The organism is Streptomyces sp. NBC_01089 (assembly GCF_045162975.1).
In the GTDB taxonomy this organism is placed as follows: domain Bacteria; phylum Actinomycetota; class Actinomycetes; order Streptomycetales; family Streptomycetaceae; genus Streptomyces.
Genome location: NZ_CP108660.1, coordinates 5,455,397 through 5,470,099 on the forward strand (window position 1 = coordinate 5,455,397; position 14,703 = coordinate 5,470,099).

The 14,703-nt window shown below is 69.9% G+C and carries 15 protein-coding genes; 7 read left to right on the forward strand and 8 right to left on the reverse strand.

Annotated features, from left to right (window positions below; all coding sequences use genetic code 11):
- The first annotated feature begins 15 nt into the window (after nt 1-15).
- The 3 genes from OG510_RS24555 (at nt 16) to OG510_RS24565 (ending at nt 2,818) form a co-directional block, all read left to right on the forward strand.
- Nucleotides 16-846 (forward strand): helix-turn-helix transcriptional regulator, encoded by an 831-nt coding sequence (locus tag OG510_RS24555; RefSeq protein WP_406139603.1) that lies wholly within the window; start codon nt 16-18, stop codon nt 844-846.
- A gap of 224 nt (nt 847-1,070) precedes the next feature.
- Entirely contained in the window at nt 1,071-1,778 is a 708-nt protein-coding gene (locus tag OG510_RS24560) for a formylglycine-generating enzyme family protein (RefSeq protein WP_406139605.1), read from the forward strand.
- Nucleotides 1,779-1,852: 74 nt separating this feature from the next.
- On the forward strand, nt 1,853-2,818 hold the full coding sequence (locus tag OG510_RS24565) for an ATP-binding cassette domain-containing protein (RefSeq protein WP_406139607.1): 966 nt from the start codon (nt 1,853-1,855) through the stop codon (nt 2,816-2,818).
- Between the two features lie 165 nt (nt 2,819-2,983).
- On the opposite strand, the gene OG510_RS24570 is transcribed toward OG510_RS24565, so the two are convergent.
- A complete protein-coding gene (locus tag OG510_RS24570; RefSeq protein WP_406139609.1) occupies nt 2,984-4,201 on the reverse strand; it encodes an SGNH/GDSL hydrolase family protein in 1,218 nt (405 codons plus the stop codon).
- A gap of 119 nt (nt 4,202-4,320) precedes the next feature.
- Here OG510_RS24570 and OG510_RS24575 point away from each other — a divergent pair, with 119 nt between their 5' ends.
- Nucleotides 4,321-5,661, forward strand: coding sequence for a DUF445 domain-containing protein (locus OG510_RS24575; protein WP_406139611.1), 1,341 nt, complete (start codon nt 4,321-4,323; stop codon nt 5,659-5,661).
- Nucleotides 5,662-5,842: 181 nt separating this feature from the next.
- Here the strand turns inward: OG510_RS24575 and OG510_RS24580 are convergent, their stop codons facing one another.
- The 4 genes from OG510_RS24580 to OG510_RS24595 form a co-directional block, all read right to left on the reverse strand.
- Nucleotides 5,843-6,142 carry a hypothetical protein gene (locus OG510_RS24580; protein WP_406139612.1) on the reverse strand — a complete coding sequence of 100 codons (300 nt, stop codon included), beginning with the start codon at nt 6,140-6,142 and terminating at the stop codon, nt 5,843-5,845.
- A 10-nt stretch (nt 6,143-6,152) separates the two neighbouring features.
- On the reverse strand, nt 6,153-6,617 hold the full coding sequence (locus OG510_RS24585; RefSeq protein WP_406139613.1) for a nuclear transport factor 2 family protein: 465 nt from the start codon (nt 6,615-6,617) through the stop codon (nt 6,153-6,155).
- A 228-nt stretch (nt 6,618-6,845) separates the two neighbouring features.
- On the reverse strand, nt 6,846-7,415 hold the full coding sequence (locus tag OG510_RS24590) for a GNAT family N-acetyltransferase (protein ID WP_406139614.1): 570 nt from the start codon (nt 7,413-7,415) through the stop codon (nt 6,846-6,848).
- 172 nt (nt 7,416-7,587) lie between these two features.
- Entirely contained in the window at nt 7,588-8,535 is a 948-nt protein-coding gene (locus OG510_RS24595) for a MurR/RpiR family transcriptional regulator (protein WP_406139616.1), read from the reverse strand.
- 253 nt (nt 8,536-8,788) lie between these two features.
- Here OG510_RS24595 and OG510_RS24600 point away from each other — a divergent pair, with 253 nt between their 5' ends.
- Together OG510_RS24600 and OG510_RS24605 are read left to right on the forward strand one after the other, a co-directional pair.
- Entirely contained in the window at nt 8,789-10,351 is a 1,563-nt protein-coding gene (locus tag OG510_RS24600; RefSeq protein ID WP_406139617.1) for a sodium:solute symporter, read from the forward strand.
- Nucleotides 10,352-10,580: 229 nt separating this feature from the next.
- Nucleotides 10,581-11,747 carry an anhydro-N-acetylmuramic acid kinase gene (locus tag OG510_RS24605; RefSeq protein WP_406139619.1) on the forward strand — a complete coding sequence of 389 codons (1,167 nt, stop codon included), beginning with the start codon at nt 10,581-10,583 and terminating at the stop codon, nt 11,745-11,747.
- A gap of 82 nt (nt 11,748-11,829) precedes the next feature.
- Here the strand turns inward: OG510_RS24605 and OG510_RS24610 are convergent, their stop codons facing one another.
- Nucleotides 11,830-12,087: a hypothetical protein gene (locus tag OG510_RS24610; RefSeq protein WP_406139620.1), complete on the reverse strand. Its 258-nt coding sequence runs from the start codon at nt 12,085-12,087 to the stop codon at nt 11,830-11,832.
- A 78-nt stretch (nt 12,088-12,165) separates the two neighbouring features.
- Here OG510_RS24610 and OG510_RS24615 point away from each other — a divergent pair, with 78 nt between their 5' ends.
- Entirely contained in the window at nt 12,166-13,485 is a 1,320-nt protein-coding gene (locus OG510_RS24615) for a lanthionine synthetase LanC family protein (RefSeq protein WP_406139621.1), read from the forward strand.
- Here the strand turns inward: OG510_RS24615 and OG510_RS24620 are convergent.
- Together OG510_RS24620 and OG510_RS24625 are read right to left on the reverse strand one after the other, a co-directional pair.
- Nucleotides 13,473-13,670, reverse strand: coding sequence for a DUF397 domain-containing protein (locus OG510_RS24620; RefSeq protein ID WP_406139623.1), 198 nt, complete (start codon nt 13,668-13,670; stop codon nt 13,473-13,475). The two genes, OG510_RS24615 and OG510_RS24620, sit on opposite strands and share 13 nt — an antisense overlap.
- Nucleotides 13,670-14,515: a helix-turn-helix domain-containing protein gene (locus OG510_RS24625; protein WP_406139624.1), complete on the reverse strand. Its 846-nt coding sequence runs from the start codon at nt 14,513-14,515 to the stop codon at nt 13,670-13,672. Before OG510_RS24625 ends, OG510_RS24620 begins: the two co-directional genes overlap by 1 nt.
- Nucleotides 14,516-14,703 lie beyond the last annotated feature (188 nt).

Sequence of the window (14,703 nt, forward strand, 5' to 3'; positions counted from 1 at the left end):
GTACGCTCGGACGTCATGACCCGCACCGTGGACGCCACAGAGGAGCTGGCCGCCTTCCTGCGGACCCGGCGCGAACGTCTGGACCCGCACGCTTTCGGCCTGCCGGCACGCCGGCAGTCCCGGCGGACCCCGGGACTGCGCCGTGAAGAGGTCGCCGAGCTGGCCGGGGTCAGCGTCGACTACGTCGTACGGCTGGAACAGGGCCGCGGCCTGCGGCCTTCGGCGGACGTGGTGGAGGCGCTGGCCGGGGCACTGCGCCTGGCCCCCGCCGAACGCGCCTACCTCTTCGACCTGGCCCAGCAGCGCCCCCGCAACGCCGACCCGCTCGCCACCGCCGCGGCGCCGCCGCTGGCCCGGCTGGTCGACGACCTGTCGCCGCTGCCCGCCATGCTGATGAACCACCGCTACGACATCCTGGCCTGGAACGATGAAATGGCGAGGCTGCTGGTGGATTTCGGCGCCCTGCCGCCGGCGCAGCGCAATTCGATGTGGCTGTGCCTGATGCACCCCGAGGTGCGTGAGTTCTACGTCGACCGCGAACGTGTCGTACGGGAGGGGATCGCCCATCTGCGTGCCGCGTGGGCCGCGCATCCGGAGGACCGGGCACTGACCGACCTCATTACCGAATTCACCACGCATGACGAGGAATTCGCGCGCCTGTGGGCCGAGCGGGACGTTCAGGTCAACGGCCGCGGGAGCAAGCTGATCCGGCATCCGGAGGTCGGCTTGATGGCCGTGCATTTCGAAGTACTGATGCCGCTCCAGGACCCGGACCAGCGACTGGTGATCTACCGCGCCGCGGACGAGGAGAGCCGGTCGGCACTGGAGCGGCTGTGCGCACGGTGATGTCGTACGGCCCCTCCGCCCGGTACGGCTCCTCCGCCCGGTACGGCTCCTCCGCCCGGTACGGTCGGCGCCGTCCGTAAACCCGCTCGCTGCCCGGGTGGGGGCGTTGATACGCTCGCCGACTCATGGAAGCGAACCCGGCGGAAGCAATCCCAGCGGAAGCAGCCCCAGCGGAAGCAGCTCCAGCAGGAGCGACCCCTGCAGAAGCGAGTCCGGCGCACGGGATGATCGCCGTTCCGGCGGGGCGCGTGACGCTGTCGGACCGGCGGACCCGGCGCAGCTGGCCGGTCGAGCTCGCGGCCTTCTGTCTCGCCTCCCATCCGGTCACCCAGGCGCGGTACGCAGAGGTCACCGGGGCGCGGCCGAGCACGGCGACCGGCGACCTGCTGCCCGTCGAGGGCGTTTCGTGGGGCGACGCGGTCCGGTACTGCAACGCCCTGTCCGTACGTGAGGGGCTGACACCCGCGTACCGCATCCCCGGCGACGGCGACGGCGACGGCGACAGCGACGGTCACGGCGCCAGTGACGGTCACGGTCACGGCGCGGAGGGGACCGAGTGGGACGCGTCAGCCGACGGGTACCGGCTGCCGACCGAGGCCGAGTGGGAGTACGCCTGCCGGGCCGGTACGGAGGGACCGCGGTACGGGCCGCTCGACGAGATCGCCTGGCAGCGCGGCAACGCCCAGGACCGTATCCACGAGGTGGGCGGCAAGCGCCCCAACGCGTGGGGCCTGCACGACATGCTGGGCAACGTCTGGGAGTGGTGCTGGGACCTCTACGACCCCGAGGTCTACGGCAGCTACCGGGTGCTCAGGGGCGCCGGATGGTTCGACGAGGAGTGGAGCTGCCGGGCCTCGGTGCGGCGCCGCAGCCACCCCACCTTCCGTATCGACGACGTGGGATTCCGCGTCGCACGCTCCGTCCCGCGGTGACCGGATCCGGGTGATCGGTCCCGCGGTGATCGGTCCCGAACAAATGGCTTATACGCGAGGGGAGTTGACCAGCTGTGCACGATGACTTCATCGAACTCGAAGCCCTGGAGAAGGTCTTCGACGTCCACCGCAAGTCCGGCTTCCTGCGCCGGGAGAAGCACCAGGTCCGCGCCGTCGACGGCATCAGCTTCCGGGTCGCCCGGGGCGAGATGGTCGGCTACATCGGCCCGAACGGCGCGGGCAAGTCCACCACCATCAAGATGCTCACCGGCATCCTCACCCCCAGCGCCGGCCGAATCAGGGTCGCGGGCCTCGACCCCTCCCGTGAGCGGACGAAGCTCGCGCAGCGCATCGGTGTGGTCTTCGGCCAGCGCACCACCCTCTGGTGGGACCTGCCGCTGCGTGACTCGTACCGGCTGGCCCACCGGATGTACCGCATCCCCGACGCCCGGTTCCGCGAGAACATGGACCGCTGTGTGGAGCTGCTCGACCTCGCCGAGCTGCTGGAGGTCCCGGTACGCCAGCTCTCGCTCGGGCAGCGGATGCGCGGCGACATCGCGGCCGCCCTGCTGCACGATCCGGAGGTCCTCTACCTCGACGAGCCGACGATCGGCCTCGACGTCATCTCCAAGGCCAAGGTCCGCGGCTTCCTGCGCGACCTGAACGCCGAGCGCGGCACCACCGTCCTGCTCACCACGCACGATCTGACCGACATCGAGCAGCTCTGCGAGCGGGTGATGGTGATCGACCACGGCCGGCTGATGTACGACGGCTCGCCGGCCGGGCTGCACGAGGTGGGCGAGAGCGAGCGGACCCTGGTGGTGGACCTGGAGCGTGAGCTGCCGCCGATCAACATCCCGGCGGCCCGCAACGTCCGGGTGGAGGGCCCCCGGCAGTGGCTGGCGTTCCCGGCGTCGGCCTCGGCCGCCCCGCTCGTCGCGGCCGTCGCCGCCGCGTACCCGATGGTCGACCTCGCGGTACGGGAGCCCGACATCGAGGCCGTCATCGCGAAGATGTACGCAGAGCGGGACGTTCCGTAGGCCCACTCCGCGCCACATTCCGCGCCACATTCCGTGCCACGGGTCCGTGCCACACTCCGCGGTTCGCTCCGCGCCGGGCAGACCCCGTCCCGTCTCCAGCCTCGGGGCCTCCAGAGAGGGGACGGGACAGGACGGAACAGGACAGCAGGGCGGGGCGGGGCGGCGTCAGGCGCTGGCCGGGGCGGACTTGGTCAGGGCGTCCAGGTCCAGGGCCATCGCCATCACGCGGTAACCGGCGTCGCTCGGGTGCAGATGGTCACCGGAGTCGTACTGCGGCCGGAGCCTGCTCGGCGCGTACGGGTCGCGCAGCGCCTTGTCGAAGTCGACCACCGAGTCGTAGACACCGCCCGCCCTGATGGTCGCGTTGACCTGCCGGCGTACGGCCTCCAGCTGCGGGGTGACCCCCAGATGACCGCCGAAGGGCATCAGCGTCGACCCGACCACGTGCAGCCCCCGCGCCCGTGCCTCCCGGGACAGCGTGCGCAGACCGTCGGTGATCTGCCGGGCGCTCACGTTGTGCGGCAGCCGCAGGATGTCGTTGATGCCCAGTTCGATGACCACCGACTTCACACCGGAGCGCCCGAGCGCGTCCCGGTCGAAGCGGTCGAGGCCGCTCTGCCCCAGGCCGGCGCGCAGGACGCGGTTGCCGCTGATGCCCTCGTTCAGCACGCCGTAGTGGCCTTCGAGCCGTGCGGCGAGCACGTCGGTCCAGCGCTGGTTGGTGTCCGTGGTGGAGGTGATGCCGTCGGTGATCGAGTCGCCGAAGACCACGACCGAGCCGCGGGCCTCATGGGTGAGGACGTCCACGGCGGTGAGGTAGCGCCAGTAGGGCGTCTCGACGGTGTGGCCGCCGAGGCTGGCGTACGAGACCTGCCGGGCGTGCGGGTGGTACGTGACCGGGCCGCTCGGCGACGGTGTGGTGAAGGAGACCGTCACATTGCCGTTGCTGGGGATCGGGATACGGGCCGCGTCGCTGATGGTCTGGCCGCCGGCCGGGATCGTGACGTAATGGCGTCCGTCGAACGTCACCGCCTGGATGGAGCCGTCGGCCGACACGGACGCCTCGGTGACCTTCAGCGGCTGGGTGCCGAAGAGGTTGGAGAGGGTGATCCGGGCCAGCGACCCGCCGATGCTGGTGTGCACCACGTTACGGATGGTGCTCCCGGGGAGGCCGTTCGGTGTGCCGGGCTCCGGCCCGACGGGCGCCGCCGACCAGGTGCCCGTCCAGGTGCCGGACGCCGGCACCCCCGACGAGACCCGGGAGGGGGCCCCGGCGGAGACCGTGGTGGCCGGTGTCTTCACCATGGCGAAGATGCCAACGGAAACGAGCGTCACCACTGCCGCGAGCGTGGCGAGCAGGGCGTAACCACGGCGCCTGGTCATGAGCGGTCGGTCTCCTCGGGAACTTGACGTGCGTCCCAGGAGTAGCTCAGGCAGGGACAATACGTACGGGGGCGGTACAGGTGCGGAATCGGGCGGAGCGGGCGGAGCAGGCGGAGCTGATGGAACGTACGGGCAGGGACAGAGAAGCAGAGGCCGGGCCTGGGACGGAAGGCGTCACAGGCACCGCGCCGCTGGGCTCCGTTGCCTACAGCGCGGCCGACGAGGAGAAGCGGCGCGGGGTCCGCCGGATGAAGACGACGGCCACCGGACTTCTCCTTCTGGTCGCTCTCATTTTCGTACTCGCCACTTGGGCTTCGCACACCGGGGCCGGGTCGTGGGCCGGGTATGTCGCCGCGGCGGCGGAGGCGGGCATGGTGGGCGCGCTGGCCGACTGGTTCGCCGTGACGGCACTGTTCCGCCGGCCACTTGGCCTCCCCATTCCTCATACCGCGATCATCCCCAACAAGAAAGACCAGCTGGGGGAGTCACTTGGTTCCTTTGTTGGGGAAAATTTTCTCTCTGAATCCGTCGTACGGGCCAGATTGCGGGCCGTGGGCATCGGCGGCCGGCTCGGAACGTGGCTCGCGGAGCCCGAACACGCCGATCGGGTGACGGCGGAGCTGTCGACGGCGCTGCGCGGCGCGCTGACCGTGCTGCGCGACTCGGATGTCCAGGCCGTGGTCGGTGAGGCGATCACGCGCCGTGCGGAGGCGGCCGAGGTCGCGCCCGGGATCGGGAAGATGCTGGAGAAGGTCGTCGCCGACGGAGGGCACCGGCGGGTCGTCGACCTGGTCTGCGTCCGGGCCCACGACTGGCTGACCGTGCACTCCGACTCGGTGATGGACGCGGTACAGGGCGGGGCGCCCGGGTGGACGCCGCGGTTCGTGGACAAGAGGATCGGCGACCGCGTCTACAAGGAGCTGCTGCGCTTCATCACGGAGATGCGCGACATGCCCGAGCACCCGGCGCGCGGCGCCCTCGACCGCTTCCTGGCGGACTTCGCGTCCGACCTCCAGTCGGACACGGACACCCGGGCGCGTGTCGAGCGCCTCAAGTCGGAGCTGGTGGGCCGCTCGGAGGTGCAGGACGTCATCGCGTCGGCGTGGTCCTCGGTCCGCACCATGATCATCTCGGCGGCGGAGGACGAGCAGAGCGAACTGCGCCTGCGCGCCCGTGCCTCGCTGCTGTCCCTGGGCGCCCGGCTGGCGACCGACGCCCGCCTCCAGCAGAAACTGGAGGGGTGGCTGGAGGACGCGGCGGTGTACGTGGTGACGACGTACCGCGGCGAGATCACGTCACTGATCTCGGACACGGTGGCGGGCTGGGACGGCGAGCAGACGTCCCGCAAGATCGAGGCGCACATCGGCCGTGACCTGCAGTTCATCAGGATCAACGGCACGGTCGTCGGCGCGCTCGCCGGTCTGGCGATCTACGCGGTGTCGCACGCGCTGGGGGCGTAGCGGGCGGGGTGCCCGGCGGGGCGGGTGCCGACTGGCGGGTGCCGGCTGGCGGGTGCCTGCGGGCTACCGACCGCGATCGCGGTCGCGGTACGGGTGGGCTATGCCCGGTGGGGTGCGCCCGGGTGGGTTTATGCCCGGCAGGCGACCGGGGTCGCGCCACGGGTGGGCTATGCCTGGTGGGCTACGCCCGGCGGGCGACCGCGGTCGATGCCACGGCGACAGCACCGGCCACCGAGAACACGGCGGGCCAGGCGCCGATCTTCTTCGCGAGGGGGTGGGACCCGCCGAAGGCGGCGAGGTAGACACCGGTGAGCGCGGCGGCCTTGGCCGTACCGGCCTCCTGCTGCCACTGCCGGGCGGCGACCGCACCGGCGGCGGCGAGCGCCACGCCCCCGAGGGGACGCTTCCTGGTCCAGCGGGCCACGGCGAAACCGCCGACGAGACCGGAGGCTGCTACGGCTGCTGCGGGAATCTTTGCCATGAGGACGAGGCTAATGGCGCGGATTCGGCGGCTGGTGCCGGGGTGGGGGATAGGACGGGCCAGAGTGCCCCCGCCGCTGATCGCATGCCGCGGCGATGGCCGCGGTGTCCCAGTAGAACGGCCGGACCTCGCTGATACGGCCGTCCCGCACCGTAACGGTCTGCAGGATCGGGAAGGCGATCTCCCGCCCGGTGGCGCGGGAGCGGGCCTGGATGCGGTGGAGTACGACGAGCGGCTCACCGAGGGGCCCGCCCGTGGCGAGGATCTCCTGCTCGGCCATCCGGAAGGACTCCCAAGTCCGGCTCATGGCACGGAAGAAGCGCGCCATGCCCTCGTGCCCGCGCCAGGCCCCACCGTACGGGAGCCCGGCTGCCTGATGCAGTACGACATCGGGGGCGAAGAACGGCGCCAGGAGGCCGAAACCGACCGTGTCCGGACCGCCGGCGGCGAGACAGCGGGCTTCCGCCGCGTACATGCCCTGGAGCACGGCCAGCGGTTCAGGTCCGGGCCCGGGCCCGGGCCCGGTTTCACGTCCGGATTCAGATTCAGGTCTTGTCTGTGCCATGCCCCGAGCCTGCCGCGCCCGGCCGAACGCCGCTGGCGGCCATCGGACACCGCATCTCCCGGATGCCGACAGCGAGTTGAGAAGAGGGACGAACGCGGGACGGACGAGGCACGGACCGGGACGGGCACCGGCCAGGGCCTACCGGGGCCCCGGTTCACGGGCAGGCGCGGCCACGGCACTGTACGTACGCCCGGCCGCGACGTACTCACCGAGCGGGCACATCCCGAAGCCGTCCACATGGACACGCCACGAGGCCCGGTTCTCGGCCTCGATGAAGGCGACCACGGCATCGGCCCGCCCCCAGGCCGCTTCGACGGCCATGCGGAACAGTCCCCTGGCCACCCCGCGCCCCCGGGCGGCCGCGTCGACGACCACCGGCCCGTACATCAGCCAGCGCCACGCGCTCAGCGGCCGCCCCTCCCACCGCAAGGAGTCCTGGGCTTCGAGCAGCGCCCGGACGGGTGGCGGCGGGCTGGACAGGTCGTCGGGCGAGGACAGCGAGAGAAGCCCCACCACACCCGTGTCGTCGTCGGCGGCGACGAGCAGACGTCCGCCCCGGGCCATCGCGCGCAGGGCGGCAGCGTCGAAGTTGCCCTGCACGAATCCCTGCTCGGAGCGTTGCTGCTCGGTGAGCGCGTCGCGACGGTTGGCGGCGAAGAGCGCCGCCATGGCGGGCACATCGGCCTCGTTGGCATACCGGTACTGCATGGTGCCGATGGTCCCACGGCGGTCAGCGCGAGGAAGAGGCGCGATGGGCCGATGAGGTGGTGGCAGGCGATGTGCGGCTGCGGGCCTTCGGCCTGCCATGGCCGATGCTGTCCGTCGGCCCACGCGGTCCCCTCTTCGGCCGGCGCCGGGAGAAGCTGTGCCGAGGCGGATGTCAGCCGTCGGCCGGCAGGCGGCGCTGCGGCTGTCGGTGTCTGCGCCGCTGGACAACCCCGTAGGTCTCGTGGAGTGCCACGGTCGTGGCGTCGAAGGAACGCTGGGCGACGCCGACGAAAAGGCAGTCGACGACGGCTAGTTGGGCGATTCGACTGACGGTCGCACCGGAGCGGAAGGGTGTCTCCCGGGCGCAGGTGGTCAGCACGAGGTCCGCGTTCTCCGCGAGGGTGGATCGGGGATCATTGGTCAGGGCGATGGTGGTGGCGCCGCGTTCGGCGGCGGCCTGCAGGGGTTCTACGGTGTCCTCGGTCTCGCCGGAATGGGAGATGGCCAGGACGACGTCGCCGGGCCCGAGGAGGGCGGCTGCGGTGAGGGCGGCGTGCCGGTCGGTCCAGATGAACGCCATGTGGCCGATCCGGTGGAGTTTCTGGTGCATGTCCTGGCCGACGAAAGCGCTGGCGCCCACGCCGAAGATGTCGATCCGCCGGGCCTCCGCCACGGCGTCCACCGAGTGGCGCAGTATCTCGACGTCCAGACCGGCCGCGGAGTCCTCCAGGGCGCGCACTTCGTTGTAGATGATCTTGCTGACGATCTCGTCGAGGGTGTCTGTTGCGCTGATGTCGGTGCCCGGTGCCGGGCGTTCGCCGCCGAGGGCGCGCTCACGGGCCACGGCTGCGGCCAGCGCGAGGCGCAGCTGGGGGTAGCTGCCGATCCCCAGGGTCCGGCAGAAACGCATGACCGTCGTCACCGAGGTGTTGGCCCGCTCGCCGAGCACGCCGATGGACAGCTCTGAAGTCTGTGCGGGATCGGCCAGGACGGCCTCGGCCACGCGCCGTTCCGAAGGTGCCAGGGACGGCAGCATCGCGCGGATGCGGGCCAGGGTGTCGGTGGAGGAGGAGTCCTCCACCGAGCGGGGCGATGTGCTCTGCGGTTCCTGGTGGGCCATGGGCCGTTCCTCCTGAGCCGGTGGCTGCCACGTTAGCCACCCGTTGATGGCGCGTCAAAAATTTACGTAACGGATTTCTCTAAGTTACTTATTGACATGTGGAGTCTTGCCTTCCGATACTCGCTGCACCGGGATCCGCGCCCCGGACGCCTTGGTGTCCCGCGAACCCCACGGTGTCCGCGGCGGCGTACGACAGCCCTTCCACCGACCTCGACCCGCCGGTGACATCGCCGGCCTTCGCCTAGGAGTGAGCGTGCGCCAACTCGACCTCGTGGTGATCGTCATCTACCTGGTGGCGATCTCCGTGATCGGACTGCGCCTGGCAGGTCGGCAGAGAACGGCGAAGGACTACTTCGTCGGCGACAGCCATATGCCGTGGTGGACCGTTTCGTTCTCCGTGGTGGCCACCGAGACCAGCGTGCTCACTGTCATCAGCGTGCCCGGCGGCGCGTACAGCGGGCAGGGCTTCGGCAACGTCGAACTGGCCCTTGGCTACGTGATCGGCCGGGTTGTCGTGGCCACGGTGCTGATCCCGCTGTACAAACGTGGCGGCTTCGTCAGCGCCTACCAGTACCTGGGAAGCCGCTTCGGACTGAAACTGCAGGGCCTCGCCTCGGTGACCTTCGTCTTCACCCGGCTTCTCGCCGAGGGAGTCCGGCTCTTCGCCTCCGCGATCCCGATCAAACTGCTGCTCGACGAGCTCGGGATGCACACGAGCTTCCGCACCATCATCATCGTGCTCACGGTGATTACCGTCGCCTACACCTACCTCGGCGGCATCAAGGCGGTCATCTGGACCGACACCATCCAGATGGGCCTGTACCTGGGCGGCGCCATCCTCGCCATCGCCGTGCTGTACGGCCACGTCGGGGGCGACGGCTTCTCACGCGCCCTGCACTCGGGCCACTTCAAGCTCATTGATACCAACTTCGATCTGGCGCACATCCTCACGAGCCCGTTCGCCCTGCCGACCGCGATCATCGGCGGCGCCATCTTCGCGATGGCCAGCCATGGCTCCGACCAACTGATCGTTCAGCGCATCCTGGCTACCCGCTCACTGCGCGACGGCCAGAAAGCCATGATCGCCTCCGGTGTCTTCGTCACCGTCCAGTTCGCTGCCTTCTCCCTCGTCGGCGCCCTGCTGTGGTCCTACAACAAGGGCAAGAGCTTCCAGGAGCTCGGCCTGAGCAGCTCCGACAACCTCTACCCGAGCTTCATCCTGCACGGACTGCCCGTGGTGATCTCCGGTCTGCTCGTGGCCGGCATCATCGGCGCAGCCATGGGCTCGCTGTCCGCGGCGCTGAACTCCATGTCGAACTCGACAGTCGCGGACATCATCCACAGCTTCTTCCGCAGCACTCCTTCCGAGGAGTTCCTGCTGAAGCTCGCCCGGGTGATGACATTGGTGTGGGCGGTGCTGATGGCGGTCTTCGCCTGCGCCTTCAGCACCAGCACGGGCAACGTCTACCTCACCGGCCTGACGATCGCCGGCTACACCTACGGCGCGCTGCTCGGTGCGTTCCTGCTCGGCCGGATCGTCCGGCGAGCAAATGAGACCGACTCCGTAGTGGCATTCCTGGTGACGGTCGGCGTGATGACGTACCTCGTGCGCGGTGTGAAGATCGACGTCACCGTGGCCGGCGCCACCGTCCCGACAGCAGTCGCCGCCCAATGGCTGGTACCGGCGGGTGTGGTGGTCACCCTGGCCGTCGGCGCTGTGATGAGCCTGTTCCACCGCTCTCCCGGGAACGGCGCGGACGACGGTACGCCAGAGCCCCGTCCCGACCGCGTCGAGGCGCCAGCGGGCAGGGAGTGACGGAGCGCATGTCTGCCCTTCCTGCGCCTCTGCCGCCTTCTCCCCAGGAGCCCCTTGCTCCCCAGTGGCCCCTTGCGGACCAACAGCCCCTTGCTCCCCAGTGGCCCCTTGCGGACCAACAGCCCCTTGCCGACCAACAGCCCCCTGCCACCCAATGGGTCCTTGGAGAAGCCATGCCCCACCTGCAGCCGACCCCGCCCGCGTGGCGGACCGTGGACCGGGAGGCACCATGCGTGTGATCGGCTTGATGTCAGGCACCTCCTACGACGCCATCGAGGCCGCCGCCGCCGACATCCGCCTGGACGGCGACATCCTGCTCCTGCATCCACTGGGCCATCTCTCCCTCCCCTACCCGGACGATCTGCGGGACCTGATCGCCGCCACCCTGCCGCCGGCTGAAACGACCGCCCAGGCCGTCTGCGCCCTGGATACCGGCGTCGGCCGAGCCTTCGCCGACGCCGCCGGGCGCGCGCTGCGGGAGCTGTGCGACGGCGCCGCGGACCTCGTGGTCTCACACGGTCAGACCGTGCACCACTGGGTCGAGGACGGCGCCGTCCGTGGCACACTCCAACTCGGCCAGCCGGCCTGGATCGCCGAAGCCACCGGGCTCCCGGTCGTCTCCGACCTGCGCAGCAGGGACGTGGCCGCGGGCGGGCAAGGGGCCCCACTGGTGGGCATGACCGACACACTGCTGCTGCGCGCCCTGCCCGGCACACCCGCAGCGCTGAACCTCGGCGGCATCGCCAACGTCACCGTCCTCGTACCCGGCGCCGAGCCGCTGGCCTTCGACACCGGGCCCGCCAACGCACTGCTGGATGCGGCCGTGCGGCTCTTCACCGGCGGCGCCGCCGCTTTTGACGAGGACGGACGCAGGGCCGCCGCCGGCCGGACCAGCCCCGAGCTGCTCCGCGTGCTCCTGGATGACCCGTACTACCGCAGGCCCGCCCCGAAGAGCACCGGGAAGGAACACTTCCACCTTCCCTATCTGGAGCGGGCACTGGACGCGGTGCCCACACTCGCCGACGACGTGCTGGCCACCCTGACCAAGCTCACCGCCGTCACCGTGGCCGACCCCTGCCGCACCTACGGGGTCACCGGCCTAGCCGTCTCCGGCGGCGGTACCCGCAACCCCGTACTGATGCGCATGATCGCCGAGGAACTGCCCGGCGTTCCAGTGCAGCTCAGTGACGACCTGGGTCTGCCATCCGACGCGAAGGAGGCCCTGGCCTTCGCCGTTCTGGGCTTCCTCACTGTCAATGGTCTGCCCGGCACCCTCCCCTCGGGCACCGGTGCCCGAGGGGCCAGGCTGCTGGGCAGCATCACACCCGGCCGGTCACCGCTGCGCCTGCCCGAACCCGCCGCACAAGCGCCGTACCGGTTGCACATCGCCCACTGACCCGGGCTCTCTCCCGTAACACCGACGATCCATGAGGTCGAGACCGCGGTAACATCTCCGCCCGCTATGTCCGCCCTGCCCCTTATGTCTGCTCTTCCGCCTGCGCATACGGAACGAACCTGCTCAGGCGGTAGGTCGTCGGCTGCTCCGCGCGGCCGCCCGGCGTCTCCACGCGCAGCACCGACGCATCGGTCAGACCGAGTTCGGCGCGGATCAGGGGGACCGAGCTCTGCCACTCCGCAGGGTCCTGGGTCTCGAAAACCACTTCCCACCGCCCCGCACCAGCACCCCGCACCGGCCCGCCCCGCTGCTGATTTCTCCGCTTACGCTGTCCTGCCACGGGGCCAGCATGTCCTCCGGACCACCCGGCAGGCAAAAGCCCATTGTCGGCCCGGTGCGGTCATGGGACGCTGGCCCGGTGACCACAGAGTTCACAGACTTCACAGACTTCACAGACTTCACAGAGCAAGATCTGCCCGCTGTCGCCGAGGCCCTGGGCAGGGGAGCTCTGGACTGGCTGGTCGGCTCGGCGCGTGACACCGGGAACGGCCTGGCCTGGGCGGAGACCGCGACCGGCGAAGAGCTGGACCCCATCCTCTACAGCGGGACTGCCGGGATCGTGCTGGCACTGCTCGAAGGCCAGGAGCACTTCGGCGACGACCGGTACGGAGATGCCGCAGCGCGGGGCGCACTCACCCTCGCGGCAGCCGCGGAGGAGTGGGACACCTGCTCCCTGTACGCGGGCCTGACCGGAATGGCCGTAGCCCTGCACGCGGTGCACGAACGGCTGGGGGACACGGCCGCGGGCGTGGCCGCGGACCGGGCGATGGAGCGGGTGCGGTCCCGGTTCGACGGAACGCGCTGGGACGACAGATGGTTCGACCTGCTCATCGGCAACGGGGGCATCGCCCTGGGCGCACTGGCCGTGGGGGACGAGGAGTTGGCCGTACGCGCGGTGACCCCGTACCTCCGTACCGCGGAACGGACAGCGGGCGGCGTGCAGTGGGAGTCGCTGTCCGGTGCACCGGCCCGGTTCCACCACTTCTCGCACGGCACGCTGGGCATCGCGTACGCCCTGGCCGCCACAGGCCGGGCGGCCGGACGCCCCGACCTGACCGAACTGGCGGTGGCCGGCGCCTCGGACGTGGTCGCCCGCAACGAGGCGGGCCCGACGGGCTTCCTGGTCCCGCACTCCGACCCGCAGCACGTCCCGGACCGCATCGAGCGCTACAGCTACGGCTGGTGCCACGGCCCGACGGGCGACGCCCAGGCGTTCCGGCTGCTGGCGGCGGTCCTTCAGGACCCGTCCTGGTCGGCACTGGCGGACGGCTGCTGGCACACGGTCACCCGCTCCGGCCTCCCGCGGCGGCTGCGCCCGGGCTTCTGGGACAACAACGGCCGGTGCTGCGGGACGGCGGGGGTACTGGCCCTGGCATGCGACCGACAGGTCGAACACGGCGACGGCCTGGACTTCGCGAACATCCTCGTCGCGGACCTGGCCGCCCGGGCGATGGAGGACGCGGAGGGAGTGCGCTGGTCGAACGTCGAGCACCGGGCCACCCCGAGCGAACTCGAACCACACCTGGGCTGGGGCATGGGCAACGCGGGCATCGCCCGTGAACTGCTGCGATATGCGCGGCTCACGACAGGCCGGGACGGAACATACGCAGTCGACTGGCCGGACCACCCGGCTGCGGATCCTGCACTCCCGGGCTTCCAGGTACGTCAGCCGAGTTGACCTGTCCGCACGGCCCCTATGAACCCTGCCCAAGCGGCTCCACCCACAGTGAGCCGTGCGGCGTCTGGCTGCTTCGAGTCCCGCACCAACGTGCCCTCGCACACAGGCGCGTACTCGACGCACTCCGTCCCGCTACCCCCGCTGTACGTGGACTTGAACCAGCGAGGTATCGACTCCTTGAGCATTAACTCTCCTGGGAGACAGCGCGAATAAGGTCGGCGGAGGCGTCGATGTCGAGTGCCTGCGCGCGGAGGTACTGGAAGGCCAATCTATAGCGTTCGATTTCTTTCGGCTTCTCCATGAACAGGCCGCCGCCGATGATGTCCACGTACACCACGTCCAGGTCGGACGTTTGACCACCAAGGACGATGAAGCTACCTACTGCGGCGGCGTGCGCTCCGGTACTGAACGGCAGGATCTGGACCGTGACGTGGGGGTGCTCGGCAACAGCCAACAGGTGCAGCAGCTGGTCCCGCATTGTGTCGTGGCCACCGACTCGTCGACGAATCGCCGCTTCATCGATCACGGCCCAGATGTGCGGTGGTTCGTCGCGCCTGAGTAGGTCCTGCCTCTTCATTCGGATGTCGACCATGTGCTGCACTTCCTTCTCCGTGCAGCGCATTTCCGAAGCGCGGTGGACGGCTTCTGCGTACGCCCGGGTTTGGAGGAGACCTGGGATGTACATGCAGGCGTAGTGATCCTCGCTGATCACCTCATCTTCCAGCGTGAGCATGAGGTTCATGGACTCGGGGATGGGATCGTCCAGCGAGCGCCACCATCCCTGGATCTTGGCGCCCTTGGCTAGCTCGACCAGGGCCGCACGCTCAGCGTCAGTGGCGCCGTACTGACGACAGAGGGCATCTACAGCGGGCCACTTGACCGGCCCCTCCTTCCTCTCGTACCGGCTCAACGTTGCTTTGGAGATGCCAACGCCCGCGCCGGCTTCCTCGAGGGTGAGGCCCCTCTGCTCGCGTAGACGACGGAGATCCGAGCCCAGCTGACGCCTGCGTGTAGTGGGGCCAACGGCCATGATTCCAGCCCTTCGTGTCGATCAGAGGTTGCCTGCCTTCTCGCCGACGGAGCAAGGAGGCGTACGCCGGGGGCGCGCAGAATGGCGAAGTGCTTCCCGCCCGCCTAGGTGAGAGTTCCATTTTGAGAGTTTCAATGCAACTCTAGGTGATGGGGCGCATACAAGGCGCTAACCACCACTCAGTATCG